At 33.5% G+C, this 14357-nt stretch carries 15 protein-coding genes; 9 read left to right on the top strand and 6 right to left on the bottom strand.

Features of this window, described 5'->3' with window-relative positions; genetic code table 11:
- Positions 1–381 precede the first annotated feature (381 nt).
- Both EDB96_RS19105 and EDB96_RS19100 read right to left on the bottom strand, forming a co-directional pair.
- Positions 382–1641 carry an aspartate kinase gene (locus EDB96_RS19105; protein ID WP_057115097.1) on the bottom strand — a complete coding sequence of 420 codons (1260 nt, stop codon included), beginning with the start codon at positions 1639–1641 and terminating at the stop codon, positions 382–384.
- Positions 1642–1841: 200 nt separating this feature from the next.
- Positions 1842–2330 (bottom strand): GNAT family N-acetyltransferase, encoded by a 489-nt coding sequence (locus EDB96_RS19100; protein ID WP_057115096.1) that lies wholly within the window; start codon positions 2328–2330, stop codon positions 1842–1844.
- 263 nt (positions 2331–2593) lie between these two features.
- Here EDB96_RS19100 and fbp point away from each other — a divergent pair, with 263 nt between their 5' ends.
- Entirely contained in the window at positions 2594–3598 is a 1005-nt protein-coding gene (gene fbp, locus EDB96_RS19095; protein WP_057115095.1) for a class 1 fructose-bisphosphatase, read from the top strand.
- 235 nt (positions 3599–3833) lie between these two features.
- Here the strand turns inward: fbp and EDB96_RS19090 are convergent, their stop codons facing one another.
- The gene (locus EDB96_RS19090) at positions 3834–4265 is read right to left on the bottom strand and encodes a TerB family tellurite resistance protein (RefSeq protein WP_057115094.1); all 432 of its coding nucleotides are present in this window, start codon (positions 4263–4265) and stop codon (positions 3834–3836) included.
- A gap of 169 nt (positions 4266–4434) precedes the next feature.
- On the opposite strand from EDB96_RS19090, the gene EDB96_RS19085 reads away from it, so the two are divergent.
- From EDB96_RS19085 to EDB96_RS19065, 5 genes are all read left to right on the top strand, one after another.
- The gene (locus tag EDB96_RS19085) at positions 4435–5028 is read left to right on the top strand and encodes a HupE/UreJ family protein (protein WP_057115093.1); all 594 of its coding nucleotides are present in this window, start codon (positions 4435–4437) and stop codon (positions 5026–5028) included.
- A 5-nt stretch (positions 5029–5033) separates the two neighbouring features.
- Entirely contained in the window at positions 5034–5465 is a 432-nt protein-coding gene (locus EDB96_RS19080) for a deoxycytidylate deaminase (RefSeq protein ID WP_008465062.1), read from the top strand.
- Positions 5465–7042 carry a S41 family peptidase gene (locus EDB96_RS19075; protein ID WP_134142610.1) on the top strand — a complete coding sequence of 526 codons (1578 nt, stop codon included), beginning with the start codon at positions 5465–5467 and terminating at the stop codon, positions 7040–7042. Before EDB96_RS19080 ends, EDB96_RS19075 begins: the two co-directional genes overlap by 1 nt.
- A gap of 17 nt (positions 7043–7059) precedes the next feature.
- Complete coding sequence (locus tag EDB96_RS19070) at positions 7060–7425, top strand: nuclear transport factor 2 family protein (protein ID WP_134142608.1); 366 nt, start codon at positions 7060–7062, stop codon at positions 7423–7425.
- A gap of 77 nt (positions 7426–7502) precedes the next feature.
- Positions 7503–7820: a hypothetical protein gene (locus EDB96_RS19065; protein ID WP_134142607.1), complete on the top strand. Its 318-nt coding sequence runs from the start codon at positions 7503–7505 to the stop codon at positions 7818–7820.
- A gap of 101 nt (positions 7821–7921) precedes the next feature.
- Here EDB96_RS19065 and EDB96_RS19060 read toward each other — a convergent pair whose 3' ends face one another.
- From EDB96_RS19060 to EDB96_RS19050, 3 genes are all read right to left on the bottom strand, one after another.
- A complete protein-coding gene (locus tag EDB96_RS19060; protein ID WP_134142791.1) occupies positions 7922–8527 on the bottom strand; it encodes an FAD-dependent oxidoreductase in 606 nt (201 codons plus the stop codon).
- Between the two features lies 1 nt (position 8528).
- The gene (locus tag EDB96_RS19055) at positions 8529–8732 is read right to left on the bottom strand and encodes a hypothetical protein (RefSeq protein WP_057115089.1); all 204 of its coding nucleotides are present in this window, start codon (positions 8730–8732) and stop codon (positions 8529–8531) included.
- Between the two features lie 106 nt (positions 8733–8838).
- Positions 8839–9417, bottom strand: a complete 579-nt coding sequence (locus EDB96_RS19050; RefSeq protein ID WP_057115088.1) for a MarC family protein — start codon at positions 9415–9417, stop codon at positions 8839–8841.
- 371 nt (positions 9418–9788) lie between these two features.
- Here EDB96_RS19050 and EDB96_RS19045 point away from each other — a divergent pair, with 371 nt between their 5' ends.
- The 3 genes from EDB96_RS19045 (at position 9789) to EDB96_RS19035 (ending at position 14331) form a co-directional block, all read left to right on the top strand.
- Complete coding sequence (locus EDB96_RS19045) at positions 9789–10358, top strand: DUF3109 family protein (RefSeq protein ID WP_057115087.1); 570 nt, start codon at positions 9789–9791, stop codon at positions 10356–10358.
- Between the two features lie 336 nt (positions 10359–10694).
- Positions 10695–11672 carry a ribonucleotide-diphosphate reductase subunit beta gene (locus tag EDB96_RS19040; RefSeq protein WP_057115086.1) on the top strand — a complete coding sequence of 326 codons (978 nt, stop codon included), beginning with the start codon at positions 10695–10697 and terminating at the stop codon, positions 11670–11672.
- 265 nt (positions 11673–11937) lie between these two features.
- A complete protein-coding gene (locus EDB96_RS19035; RefSeq protein ID WP_057115085.1) occupies positions 11938–14331 on the top strand; it encodes a ribonucleoside-diphosphate reductase subunit alpha in 2394 nt (797 codons plus the stop codon).
- The last annotated feature ends 26 nt before the right edge of the window (positions 14332–14357 follow it).

The raw sequence follows: 14357 nt of genomic DNA, 5'->3' as shown, positions 1-14357 counted from the left end.
TAATTGGGAAAAATAGAAACAGAAATTTTGAGTTTTTAAAATGATGAAGTGCTTTGTTTTTCTTCATTTTTTTCGTTTCTCAATAGTTTCTTATAAGTTATAAAAACTGCAATAAATGTTAAGAAAGGACCAATTGAATTTCTGAAATCTGAAAATGAAATGTCATTTACATTTTCTTTTTTTAATATAGGACTTAAGTCTATACCAATGAATATGATAATGAAAACAAGTAAAAGGACTATTGTGAATTTTTTGGTTATCATATGATGAGATAAATTACTTTATACTTTGTGATAAAACTACTAAATATAATTAAAAAAAGGCTTCATCAATTAAGATGAAACCTTTTATAATGAATTGAAATAATTAACGCTTAGAAAATTAATTTAGTTCTTTAGTCACAATCTGCATCGTTTCGCGGCTGACTTGTTTTAATAAAACTTCTTTGTTGGCCTCAACAGTATGAGCAGCGTCTTCATTAAAGTGACGGATAGTGTAAAGTGTTACATTTTCATTGAAATCAACTTTGAATTTTTTCGAAAGAATCGCATTCAAATCGTTGAAATTTCCAAATTTATCTTCCACACAAACAGAGAAACTAATCGCCGAATTCTGAATCAAGTTCACTTTGATTTTAAATTCATGGAATAATCCAAAGATCTCACTGATATTTTCTTCCATTATAAAAGAAAAATCAATTGATGAAAGCGAAATTAAAAGCTGTTCTCTTTTTACAATAAAACATGGATATTGTGGTTCCAAATCAACTCCTTTAGAAACACAAGTTCCTTTTAATAACGGATTGATAAAAGATTTAACGTATAACGGAATTTCTTTTTTCTGTAATGGCTGTAATGTTTTTGGGTGAATTACCGTTGCACCGTAAAATGCTAATTCGATAGCTTCACGATATGAAATTTGGTTTAATAAACTCGCATTTTCAAAATAACGAGGGTCGGCATTCATAACTCCAGGAACATCTTTCCAAATTGTAACACTTTCAGCATTTAAGCAGTAAGCAAAAATTCCCGCAGTATAATCAGAACCTTCACGGCCTAAAGTTGTAGTGAAATTATTTTCGTCTGCACCCAAAAATCCCTGAGTAATATTTAATGTTTTTCTAGGAACATTTTTGCTGATAAGCTGTTGTGTAGTTTCCCAATCTACTTCTGCATCTCTATAATTTGCATTTGTTTTGATGAAATTACGAACGTCAAGCCATTGCGTCTGAATTCCCATGAAATTCATGAAATGACTTAAGATATTAGTCGAAATTAATTCACCAAAACTTACTACTTGATCGTAAACAAAGTTATAGTTTGGAGATTTATTATGCGATAAAAAATATTCCAATTCAGCAAACTGCGCATTTACGGCAGCAAAAACCTCATGTTTTTCGTCTTCAAATAAATCTAATAATATTTGATTGTGATATTTTTTTATTTCTTGTACAGAAGAACTTAATTCTGCCGATTTTTCAAAATAATTTTTGATAACAACTTCAAGAGCATTTGTAGTTTTACCCATCGCCGAAACTACCAAAATCACATCTTCATATCCCACTTTTTGTAAAACGTCGTATACGTTTTTAATTCCATCTGCATCTTTTACCGATGCTCCACCAAATTTAAATACTCTCATTTTTAATTAATAGATTTTAGATTTTAGATTTCAGATTCAAATCGAAACCTAGTATTTTTTAATTTTTTTGCCCGAATTATTTCAATTAAAAGGATTTAAATCTTTGTTAGTTCGCCACGAATTTCACAAATTGACACGAATTAATTAGTGAAAATTAGTGAAATTCGTGGCAAAAACCTTTTAAACTGTGCAAACTGCTTTTATAATTTTTCTAAGAACGAATTAACTCCAGCTTCATCCATTTGAACCACTTGCCAGTCTTCTAGAATTTTTGCGCCAGAATTCTTGTAAAAATTAACTGCAGGTGTGTTCCAGGCTAAAACATTCCATTCTACTCTTCTCACTCCATCTCTTTTACCTTGCTTCATGATTTCGGCATACAGAGCAGAACCTAAACCAGTACCGCGCATTTTCTCTTTTACAATTAAATCTTCAAGGTGTATTGTTTTTCCCTTCCAGGTAGAGTAGCGGTAATAGTATAAAGCGATTCCAACAATTTCTTTTTGTTTTTCGTCGTTTTCGATCTCTGCAACAAAAACATGAAATAATGGTTTTTCCCCAAAACCATCACGCACTAAATCCTCTTCTGTAATAACAACCGCTTCGGGTTCTTTTTCGAATATTGCCAGCTCCTGAATTAGCCCCAACACCGATTTCATATCTTCAGGATTTCCTTTTCTAATATTCATAATTGGTAAACGTTATTTTTTTGTCCTTTATAGTATTGCTTTTTCCTAATGCAGCATTTGTTTTCACCAAGACATGCAAGAGGCAATTTCATGTATTCGTATTTTTATCTACATATTATCAAAGAAAACAGAGCTTTGATTGTTGCTTTGTGTAAAATATTAGCAAATATACAATAGTAGCAAACTAACAAAATAATTTTTAAATCATTCTCACAAAATAAGCGATATTTGTGACTTAAAATTAAAACTATAACGATTTAGCAATGGAAGAACGCAATAAAACACTGGGAGAGTTTATTATTGAGAACCAAAAAGCATTTCAGTATTCGTCGGGAGAGCTCTCGCGAATTATCAACTCTATTCGATTGGCAGCAAAAGTGGTCAATCATAAAGTAAACCAAGCGGGTTTAGTGGATATTATCGGCGCTGTAGGCGAGCAGAATATTCAGGGCGAAGACCAGCAAAAATTAGATGTCTATGCAAACGAAGTATTTATCCAGACGTTAATAAACCGTGAGATTGTCTGTGGTATTGCTTCTGAAGAAAACGACGATTTTATTACAGTTCAGGGGAGCGACAACTGTCATAATAATAAGTACGTGATCTTAATGGATCCGCTTGACGGATCTTCAAACATTGATGTTAATGTTTCTGTGGGAACTATTTTTTCTGTTTTCAGAAGAATTACTCCAATAGGAACTCCGGTAACTAGCGAGGATTTTTTACAACCGGGAATCAATCAAGTTGCAGCAGGCTACGTAATTTATGGAACTTCGACAATGCTGGTTTACACAACAGGTTATGGAGTAAATGGGTTTACGTTAAACCCGGCGATTGGAACATTTTATCTTTCACATCCGAATATGAAGTTTCCGAAAGACGGACATATATATTCGGTCAACGAAGGTAATTATGTTCATTTTCCGCAGGGAGTAAAAAATTACATTAAATACTGCCAGCGCGAAGAAGGGGACAGACCTTATACTTCTAGATATATAGGAAGTCTGGTTGCCGATTTTCATCGAAATATGATCAAAGGCGGAGTATATATTTATCCGACAAGTTCAAAAGCGCCAAAAGGAAAATTACGTTTATTATATGAATGTAATCCAATGGCATTTCTTGCAGAACAAGCTGGAGGAAAAGCCACAGATGGTTTTGGAAGAATTATGGAAATCCAACCGACCGAACTGCACCAAAGAGTTCCGTTTTTCTGCGGAAGCTATAATATGGTAGAAAAAGCTGAGGAGTTTATGGCAGCTGAATAAAGTATTCAGTTTTCAGTCACAGTCACAGTCACAGTTTTTAGAGACTGTTTAACTCTAGCTTACATTTCAAACCCGACAGGTTTTAAAAACCTGTCGGGTTTCTTTTGCGGAAAAATTAAGATTCAGTTTAAAACAGAAAACCCGAAAGATTTAATCTCTCGGGTTTTTTATTTTATTTCAATTTAAGCATCAGTAAAAAACTGAATACTGTGACTGTAAACTGAATACTGAAAAATTACTTGTTCATATTTTCCATTTCGAAAAGGAAAGTATCTAAGTCTACTTTTTTGTCAACTAAAGAAAGAGCTTTAGCAACAATGTAGTTTACGTTTCCTGGAGTAAATCCTAATGCTAATCCCATACGAGTTAACATAACTTCTTGCTGGTCTCCTAAATGATGATCTACATGAACCATTCTTGCTAAATCATATAAACGCTCCAAACGTTGAGTATATAAATAAGGTGGGTTTATTGGATGTTTCCACGGATCTTTAAGAATTTCTGTATATTCTTCTGCTGAAATTTCTAATCTTGAAGCTAATTTGTCCAAAAAGTCTTTTTCTTCTGGACTTACATGTCCGTCAGCGAAAGCTACACGCACAATTGCAGAGAAATGACCTCTGTTTCTTTGTTTGAATTCGTTATCAAATAATTCTGAAAATGGCATAATTAAATCGGTTTTTATGCAACAAATATAATCCTATTTTTAAATTATTGTTTTTAAATTTCTCATAAAATTTAACTTATTTTTATTGAAGGAATTAAGTGCTTAGATCTTTAATTTTGAAAATTAATCGTAAGTTTACAACCCCTAATTATTTAATTATAGAATACCTATGTCACAATTTTGGATTTATTTTCAAATAGGATTAAAACACGTTTTGGATATTAATGCCTACGATCACGTTCTTTTTTTAATCGCCTTAACCGTTCCGTATTTATTTAAGGACTGGAAAAGAATTTTTCTCTTAGTTTCCTTGTTTACAATTGGACACACATTAGCTTTAATTCTTTCCGTTTACGGCATAATAGCGATAAAAGTAAATATTGTAGAATTTCTTATTCCAATAACAATTTTAGTAACCGCTCTGTATCATTTGTTTACAGCAGGAAAGACTTCTAAAAATGATGGCGTGAATCTGGTATTTTTCATAACTTTATTCTTTGGTATTATTCATGGTTTAGGTTTCTCTAATTATTTCAAAACAATATTAGGAGGGTCTGCAACATCAAAATTGTTACCTTTGGGAGAGTTTGCTTTAGGAATCGAAGCGGCTCAGCTGGTAGTGGTTTTTGTTGTGCTGGTAATTTCATATATAGTGCAGACTGTTTTCCGTTTTTCAAAACGCGACTGGGCACTAGTAATGTCGGCTTTTATTATTGGAGTTGTAATTCCGATGATTATTGAAAGTCCGATTTGGAACAGATAATATAAATGGAAGTAAAAAAACTGAATAAATACGATAAAGCTTATCTGCGAATTGCAAAAGAGTGGAGTCTGCTTTCGTATTGTAAACGAAAACAAGTTGGTGCCATTATAGTAAAAGACAGAATGATTATTTCTGATGGTTACAATGGTACGCCATCTGGATTTGAAAATTGCTGTGAAGATGAAAATGGTCTGACTCGCTGGGACGTTTTACACGCCGAAGCAAACGCAATTCTAAAAGTAGCAAGATCGACACAATCTTGCGAAGGTGCAACCTTATACATTACACTTTCACCTTGCAAAGAATGCAGTAAATTAATACATCAATCGGGAATAAAAAGAGTGGTGTACAAAGACGGATATCGTGACGATTCTGGAATTCAATTTTTAATAAAAGCAGGTGTTGAAGTAGAACATATTCCTGTTTTAGAAGAGTAATGAAATTTAACTCAAAATATTTACCAATAGTTATAGGAGCGACTTTTGCTCTTGGGACAATTGCCGGAAGCCTTATGAATGCTCCTGCAAGCGACCAGCTTTTGGCTAAAAATTACTCTAAAACTAAGCTTAACAAATTAATTGATTTTATCAATACAGAATATGTTGATAGTGTCAATACAGATTCGATTGTAAATCTTACAGTCGATAATATTCTTTCTAAATTAGATCCGCATTCTGTTTATATTCCGCCAAGCGAACAAGCTGAAGTTGCTGAAAGTATGAAAGGAGATTTCGTCGGAATCGGGATCAATTTTTATATGTATAAAGATTCTGTTGCGATTATAAAACCAATCGAAAACGGACCTTCAGCGAAAGCGGGACTAAAATCTGGAGACCGAATTTTATTTGCCGGGAAAACCAAATTATACGGTAGAAAATTACCTTCAGACAGCTTATTCTCAAAATTAAAAGGTTTGCAGGGTTCGGAAATCGAATTAACAGTTTTTAGAAAATCAGAACAAAAGAAATTAAAGTTTAAAGTAAAACGAGATATTATTCCAATTAAAAGCGTTGATGCTTCTTTGATGATTGGAAATAATGTTGGATACATCAAAATCAATCGTTTTGCCGAAACCACTTTTAATGAATTTAAAACTGGTTTAACAAGACTCAAACAAAAAGGAATCCAATCACTTGTAATTGATCTTCGTGACAATGGAGGCGGTTACATGGAAGAAGCAATAGCAATCGCAGATGAATTTCTAAAAGACAAACAGCTGATTGTTTTTACGAAAAGTAAAAATGGTACGACTGAAAAAACGTATGCAACAAAAGCAGGTAGTTTTGAAACTGGAAAAGTATATGTTTTAATTAATGAAAACAGTGCTTCTGCCAGCGAAATTTTAGCTGGAGCAATTCAAGATAATGACCGAGGTACAATTGTAGGCCGACGTTCATTCGGAAAAGGTCTAGTACAGCGTGAAATGGATTTTAACGACGGATCGGCTGTAAGGTTGACTGTTGCGCGTTATTATACTCCAACTGGAAGATCAATTCAGAAACCCTATAAAAAAGGAAACGAAGAATATTTCAAAGAATCCGAATCTAGAATTGCTACAGGTGAATTATATGCAAGAGACAGTATAAAAGTTGCTGATTCTTTAAAATTCAAAACTCCTAAAGGTAAAATCGTTTACGGCGGCGGCGGAATTGTTCCCGATGTTTTTGTTCCGATGGAAGCTGAACATGGAAATGAAAATGTTGGTTATCTATTGCAAACTGGAATTGTAGGCCATTTTGTTTTTGAAGAATTAGATAAAAATAGAGATGCTTTTGCAGGACTTAGTTTTGCTGCGTTTTTAAACAAAATGAAAACCTCTGATGTGTATTTCAAAAAATTCAAAAACTATATCCTTATGACAGGTTTGGATTTAAAATTAGATAAAACCAAATCGCTTGTAAACCGATATATTACTGCCGAATTTGCGAGACAGTTGTATGGAGAATTGTATTATTATGATGTGATCTTAAAAGATGACGCGATGATTAAAACAATTCTGAATCCTAAGAAGTAACTTCAATTTTTTATACGATGAAAATAGAAACCGTTATTAATGCAGAAATAGAACTTCTAACTGCTATTAAAAATTCGGATGTTTCTGCTTTGGAGACAATCCTGCACGATGATTTATTATTCAATCTTCCAGATGGACAAACAATCAATAAAGAATTTGATTTGAATTCCTATCGTTCGGGGAAAATGAAAATTGATTTTTTAGAAGCTTCAGATCAAATTATAAATGTGATAGATGATTCTGCCGTGGTTGCAGTTACTATTTCATTAAAAGGAAGTTATGATAGTAATCCAATAAATGGTGTTCTAAAATATATCAGGGTTTGGAAACAATTTGAAAGTAATTTAAAAGTCATTGCAGGAAGCTGTATCCAGCTGGCATAAATTTTGAAAAGAAATTTAATAATAACATAAAAACAAAGCTTCGTAAACTTGACTTACTTTGTGACTAAAACTCAAATATGAAAAATTTAAAAAGAATAAGCCTTCTAGTGCTTCTAATGGCTTTTGTAATCTCTTGCACAACTATGAAAAATGATACAAATGGTGCAGTTTCAGGAAAAGTAGAATCTATAGAATCTGGAAAAGACGGTTATACAGCAAAAATTACTACTGACAAAAAAGAAGTATATTTTGCAACAATCAGTATCGTAAACGTGGGCGGACCGCAAAACTATAAGCAAGTAAAAATTGGCGACGTAGTTTCTGTAAAGGGAGAAAAATGGAAAACCGATGATGAAAATCACATTAAAGTCACAGAAATCGTTTCGGTTAAATAAAAAGATAAACCATATAAGTTATATAAGTTCATTTAATATAGATGCGTAAAGCATTATATTTACTTATATAACTTATGTGGTTTATAATTTTGTAAATGTTTTTATCGAATACTATCGTGCGCATGAGTCTGCACGCCGTTATTCCATAAAGTTAGAATATCAGTTGCAACAGCAGCACCGCTTCCGGCAGCAATTGCCAATTGGCTTCTCCAGCCGGCTAAAGTTCCAATCACATAAATGCCGTCGGCAACTTTATGGTCGTCGTTTTTAAGCTGAATGCGCTGTTTTTCTGGAAGTGCTTTTTTATGGGGTTCAACATATTGCATTAAACCTTCAATAGCAAATGTATTAGCAGAGCCAATTCCGACAACTATATTTTTTGTCTTATAAGAATTTTTGTTGGTAACTACAGTAAATTCAGGATAACTGCCTTCAAGTCGAATTACTTTCTCATTCGGAATTTGAGTAATATGCGGATAAGTTATCGCCAAATCCTGTGTGCTTTCAATCAGCAATTCAGAGCCTAATTTGCCTGGTGAAATACCATAAGCATTGTAAAAGATTGCCTCTTGTAAAGAAGAATTTTTCTGATGAGTAAAAATCCCGATTTTTTTGTCAGTAACAAAAGTTTTGTTTTTTGCGGATCCTAAGACAAGAGCACAAGATATACCTGAAACTCCACCGCCAATAATTAAAACGTCAAACATGTTATCTGTTTTCATTCATTTTTTCCTCAATTCTTTTTGAAATCCTAAAGATCAAAAGAATAAGAACAGCGCAAAATGAAGCTGCGATTCCAATAAAAGCTACAATACTGTCTCCTTGAAAAGGATTTTTAAAGTCTAGCAGCGTAATATTAAAAACAATTAGAGCTAATGCTAAAAGCACTAAGATTGAAGTGAAAATTTTCATATGATTGTTTTTGTTTGTCTAAAATAATAAAGTAGAACTTAAAGTGAAAATGAACTCCAAGTTGTATTTTAGAATATTTTACGGGGTAAATTTATAAAAATAAAATTTAGACAAACAAACCTTTAACATTAGCAGCGAATAATTTAACAGCAATTGCTAAAAGTATCACGCCAAACGTCTTACGAACTACTCCAAGTCCGTTTTCTCCTAACAAAGTTTCAATCTTTTTAGACGATTTTAGAACAACATAAACCAAGATTATATTCAATAAAATCGCAATGATAATATTAATAGTATGAAATTGAGATCGAAGTGATAATAAAGTCGTCATAGTTCCTGCACCAGCAATTAGAGGAAAGGCTAGGGGAACAATAGAAGCAGAACCGGGTTCTTCGTCACGATAAATTCTAATTCCTAAAATCATTTCTAATGCCAGAAAGAATAAAACAAAAGAACCTGCCACTGCAAACGAATGCACGTCGATACCTATAAGGTTCAATAAGCCTTCTCCAACAAAAAGAAAAACAATCATAATAGCACCAGCTACAATAGAAGCTTTTTCAGATTCGATGTGTCCCACTTTTGCGCGTAGATTGACAATAATAGGAATTGAACCCACAATATCAATTACGGCAAAAAGCACCATACTAACTGTAATGATTTCTTTGAAGTCTATATCTAACATATCGCTTTGATTTTAAGGGATTAAAAACTGCTGCAAAAGTAGATAATAAAGTTAGGAGTTTTTTCAATACGATTCACTTTTGTTATAAAAACACGTTTTAGTTGTTAAAAAAGTGATATTTATAACAAATGATTCTTTTTACCACAGAGATTCGCAAAGATTTTCCACAGAGTTACATAAAGATTTTAAAGTTAGATCTTGAAACCTTGTGTACTTAAAAAGTTCTGCTCCATAAAACTTTGTGTAACTCTGTGAGAACCTTTGCGTCCTCTGCGTTAAATTTTCCTTCAAACCTGTAGAAAAATTTGAACGTATTTTATCTGCTTTCTTTGACTATCTTTGCACTTTATAAATTAGAGTATTTTAATATCATGTTTCAGTTAGGTAAAACTATTATTTCAGAAGATATTCTGGAGAAAGAATTTGTGTGCAACTTGTCTGCTTGTAAAGGGGCTTGTTGTGTTGATGGAGATGCGGGCGCGCCTTTAAATGAGGCTGAAACGAAAATCTTAGAAGAAATCTATCCAAAAGTAAAACCCTTTTTACGAAAAGAAGGAATCGCAGCAATCGAAGCACAAGGAACTTGGGTAACCGGAACCGATGGTGATCTTGAAACACCGCTTATTGATAATAAAGATTGTGCTTATGTGATTTTTGATGGAAAAACTGCGCTTTGCGGCATCGAGCAGGCTTACAACCAAGGAATTGTAGATTGGAAAAAACCGGTTTCTTGTCATTTATATCCAATTCGTGTCAAAGACTTCACAGAATTTGCTGCGGTGAATTATGACAAATGGGATATTTGCGATGATGCTTGTTCGTTAGGAAAAGAATTGGAAGTTCCTGTTTATAAATTTGTCAAAGAAGCGTTGATAAGACGTTTTGGAGAAGACTGGTATTTGGAGCTTGAAAAAGTTGCTGAAGAACATAAAAATTCTTAAAAAATCGGCTATTCTTAGATAGTCTTTTTGACTATATATTTTGACTCAAAAAAATAAAGTTTTGACTCAAAAAAAACTTTTTAAAACTATTTTAAATCTCTTGCTTTTTATATTAAAAAGTCTATATTTTACGGGGCTTCACGAGATAACTCTTGTGTTTAAATAATTCATTTACAGTAAATTAATTATTTGTATGAAAATGTTTCGAAAATTTAACGTTGTTAAAAACTACGTCAAATTGTGAATAAGTTTGGCTTTCATTTTTGACGTTAAATGACAATCTTTGTAGTCTACTGAATCAGTAAAAATTCAATAAAAAAATTAACAGAATCTGTCATGTCACAAATCGAACCAATATTACAAGAAAATAAAAACCGCTTCGTTATTTTTCCGATTAAACATCATGATATTTGGGAATGGTATAAGAAAATGGAAGCAAGTTTTTGGACTGCTGAAGAAATCGACTTACACCAAGATTTGACAGACTGGAATAACAAGCTAAATGACGATGAAAGATATTTCATTAAGCATATTTTAGCATTCTTTGCTGCTTCTGACGGAATCGTAAATGAAAATCTTGCTGAGAATTTTGTAAATGAAGTTCAATATGCAGAAGCGAAGTTTTTCTACGGATTCCAAATTATGATGGAGAATATTCACAGCGAAACTTATTCTTTATTAATTGATACTTACGTTAAAGACGAAGCAGAAAAAGCAGAATTATTTAATGCTTTGGAAGTTTTCCCTGCAATTGGTAAAAAAGCAGAATGGGCTTTAAAATGGATCGAGTCTGATTCGTTTGCTGAAAGACTTATTGCTTTTGCTGCTGTTGAAGGAATCTTTTTCTCAGGTGCTTTCTGTTCAATTTATTGGTTGAAAAAACGTGGCTTAATGCCAGGTTTAACTTTCTCTAATGAATTGATTTCGCGTGACGAAGGCGTACATTGTGATTTTGCAGTTCACCTTCACAATCACCATTTGGTAAACAAAGTGCCAAAAGAAAGAATTAAAGAAATTATTGTTGATGCACTAGATATCGAAAGACAGTTTGTAACTGAATCTCTTCCGGTAAGTTTAATAGGTATGAATGCTGGTTTAATGACACAGTATTTAGAGTTTGTTGCCGATAGACTTTTGGTTGAATTAGGATGCGAGCGCGTTTACGGATCAGCGAATCCATTCGATTTCATGGACATGATTTCTCTTCAAGGAAAAACTAATTTCTTTGAAAAACGCGTTGCCGAGTATCAAAAATCAGGTGTCATGAACACAGACAGCGATGCTCAGAAAATTTCATTTGATGCAGATTTTTAGACAACAAAAATACTTTTAGCATCTACTCTTCTAGAGGTGCTGAAAAAAAAGATTAACAGAATATTTTAAGGTTGAATCTCTTTCCCAAATCGCAGATTCAATGACAATTTTTGACGTATTTAAATTCGATTTTCGAATTTGAAACGAGTAACTATTGAGAATTCGGTAATTCTCAAAAAATAATTTAAAAACACGCAATGTTTAAGTGCTAGAAGCCGTTTTTCTAGTGTCTTTCATTTTTTCAATAACTAAATTTAGTAAGCTTATGTATGTAGTAAAAAGAGATGGTCACAGAGAGCCCGTAATGTTTGATAAGATTACAGAAAGAATCAAAAAATTGTGCTACGGCTTGAATGAGCTTGTAGATCCGGTAAAGGTAGCGATGAGAGTTATCGAAGGATTGTATGACGGAGTTTCTACTTCTGAATTAGATAACCTTGCGGCAGAAACTGCAGCATCTATGACTATTGCTCACCCGGATTATGCACAATTGGCAGCTCGTGTGGCAATTTCAAATCTACATTCTAATACAAAAAAATCTTTCTCAGAAACGATGAAAGATATGTATCACTACGTAAACCCAAGAAACGGTCAAGACGCGCCGTTAATTGCTGATGACGTATATAAAGTGATTCAGGAAAATGCTGCTTTTTTAGATTCTCACATCATTTACACAAGAGATTTTAATTACGATTACTTTGGTTTCAAAACCTTAGAGCGTTCTTATCTTCTTAAAATAAACGGAAAAATCGTAGAGCGTCCACAGCACATGTTAATGCGTGTTTCTGTTGGAATTCACTTAGACGATTTAAAATCGGTAATTGAAACTTACGATTTAATGTCTAAAAAGTTCTTTACGCATGCAACGCCAACGTTGTTCAATGCAGGAACTCCAAAACCACAAATGTCTTCTTGTTTCCTTTTGGCAATGCAGGATGATAGTATTGATGGTATTTACGATACATTAAAACAAACAGCAAAAATCTCGCAGTCAGCGGGAGGAATTGGCCTTTCTATTCATAACGTTCGTGCAACTGGATCTTACATTCGCGGGACAAACGGAACTTCAAACGGAATTGTTCCGATGTTGAGAGTTTTCAATGACACAGCTCGTTATGTAGATCAAGGTGGAGGAAAACGTAAAGGAAGTTTTGCAATTTATATCGAAACTTGGCATGCTGATATCTTCGATTTCTTGGATTTAAAGAAAAATACAGGAAAAGAAGAAATGCGTGCGAGAGATTTATTCTTCGCGATGTGGACTTCAGATTTATTCATGAAACGTGTTCAGGAAGATTCAACTTGGACTTTAATGTGCCCTAACGAATGTCCAGGATTATATGATGTTTATGGAGATGAATTCGAAGCTTTATATACAGACTATGAATTTAGAGGAAAAGGTAGAAAAACAATCCGCGCCCGTGAATTATGGGAGAAAATCCTAGAATCTCAAATCGAGACTGGAACACCATATATGTTGTATAAAGATGCAGCAAACCGTAAATCGAATCACAAGAATTTAGGAACAATTCGTTCTTCTAACTTGTGTACAGAGATTATGGAGTTTACATCTAAAGATGAAATTGCAGTTTGTAACTTAGCTTCAATCTCATTGCCAATGTTTATTGAAAACGGAAAATTCGATCACGAAGCGCTTTACAATGTTACAAAACGTGTAACTCGTAACTTGAACAAAGTAATCGATAGAAACTACTATCCAGTAAAAGAAGCTGAAAACTCAAACATGCGTCACCGTCCAGTTGGATTAGGAGTGCAAGGTTTAGCAGATGCTTTCATTATGTTGCGTATGCCTTTTACAAGCGATGAGGCTAAAAAATTAAACCAAGAGATTTTCGAAACTTTATACTTCGCTGCTGTAACTGCTTCTATGGAAATGGCAAAAGAAGAAGGCCCATATTCTACATTTGAAGGTTCTCCAATGTCTAAAGGAGAATTTCAATACAATATGTGGGGAATGAAAGATGAAGAATTATCTGGTCGTTGGGACTGGGCTTCATTAAGAAAAGAAGTGGTTGAACACGGAGTTCGTAACTCATTATTGGTTGCGCCAATGCCAACAGCATCAACTTCTCAAATTCTTGGAAACAACGAAGCTTTCGAACCATATACATCAAACATTTACACACGTCGTGTATTGTCTGGAGAGTTCATCGTAGTAAACAAACATTTACTAGAAGATTTAGTAAAATTAGGTTTATGGAACGAAGATTTGAAACAAGAAATTATGCGTCATAACGGATCTGTTCAAAATATAGACAAGATTCCTCAAGACTTAAAAGATCTTTACAAAACAGTTTGGGAAATGTCGATGAAAGATATTATCGATATGTCTCGTCAAAGAGGTTATTTTATTGACCAGTCTCAATCATTGAACTTGTTCATGCAGGATGCCAACTATTCTAAACTAACGTCAATGCACTTCTACGCTTGGCAGTCAGGTTTAAAAACAGGAATGTATTACTTAAGAACAAAAGCGGCTGTAGATGCGATTAAATTCACATTAAACAATGATAAAAAAGAAGAAACAGCTCCATCATTAGTGGCAGAAACTGAAGCAATAAGTGTTGAGGATTACAAAGCTATGCTTTTAAAAGCTCAAGCAGCAGATCCTGAAGATTGTGAAATGTGTGGGTCTTAATTTTTTTTAGAAGAAAGAAAACAGAA

Origin of the sequence: Flavobacterium sp. S87F.05.LMB.W.Kidney.N, from assembly GCF_004366435.1 — a bacterium.
Classification (GTDB): domain Bacteria; phylum Bacteroidota; class Bacteroidia; order Flavobacteriales; family Flavobacteriaceae; genus Flavobacterium.
The sequence above is the reverse complement of the archived record's forward strand: the minus strand, read 5'-3'. Positions and strand labels throughout refer to the sequence as shown.

Bases quoted from the DNA above. Each gene is read 5' to 3' on its own strand.
- EDB96_RS19105 (WP_057115097.1), bottom strand. From the start codon at position 1,641: ATGAGAGTATTTAAATTTGGTGGAGCATCGGTAAAAGATGCAGATGGA.
- EDB96_RS19100 (WP_057115096.1), bottom strand. From the start codon at position 2,330: ATGAATATTAGAAAAGGAAATCCTGAAGATATGAAATCGGTGTTGGGG.
- fbp (WP_057115095.1), top strand. From the start codon at position 2,594: ATGGAAGAACGCAATAAAACACTGGGAGAGTTTATTATTGAGAACCAA.
- EDB96_RS19090 (WP_057115094.1), bottom strand. From the start codon at position 4,265: ATGCCATTTTCAGAATTATTTGATAACGAATTCAAACAAAGAAACAGA.
- EDB96_RS19085 (WP_057115093.1), top strand. From the start codon at position 4,435: ATGTCACAATTTTGGATTTATTTTCAAATAGGATTAAAACACGTTTTG.
- EDB96_RS19080 (WP_008465062.1), top strand. From the start codon at position 5,034: ATGGAAGTAAAAAAACTGAATAAATACGATAAAGCTTATCTGCGAATT.
- EDB96_RS19075 (WP_134142610.1), top strand. From the start codon at position 5,465: ATGAAATTTAACTCAAAATATTTACCAATAGTTATAGGAGCGACTTTT.
- EDB96_RS19070 (WP_134142608.1), top strand. From the start codon at position 7,060: ATGAAAATAGAAACCGTTATTAATGCAGAAATAGAACTTCTAACTGCT.
- EDB96_RS19065 (WP_134142607.1), top strand. From the start codon at position 7,503: ATGAAAAATTTAAAAAGAATAAGCCTTCTAGTGCTTCTAATGGCTTTT.
- EDB96_RS19060 (WP_134142791.1), bottom strand. From the start codon at position 8,527: ATGTTTGACGTTTTAATTATTGGCGGTGGAGTTTCAGGTATATCTTGT.
- EDB96_RS19055 (WP_057115089.1), bottom strand. From the start codon at position 8,732: ATGAAAATTTTCACTTCAATCTTAGTGCTTTTAGCATTAGCTCTAATT.
- EDB96_RS19050 (WP_057115088.1), bottom strand. From the start codon at position 9,417: ATGTTAGATATAGACTTCAAAGAAATCATTACAGTTAGTATGGTGCTT.
- EDB96_RS19045 (WP_057115087.1), top strand. From the start codon at position 9,789: ATGTTTCAGTTAGGTAAAACTATTATTTCAGAAGATATTCTGGAGAAA.
- EDB96_RS19040 (WP_057115086.1), top strand. From the start codon at position 10,695: ATGTCACAAATCGAACCAATATTACAAGAAAATAAAAACCGCTTCGTT.
- EDB96_RS19035 (WP_057115085.1), top strand. From the start codon at position 11,938: ATGTATGTAGTAAAAAGAGATGGTCACAGAGAGCCCGTAATGTTTGAT.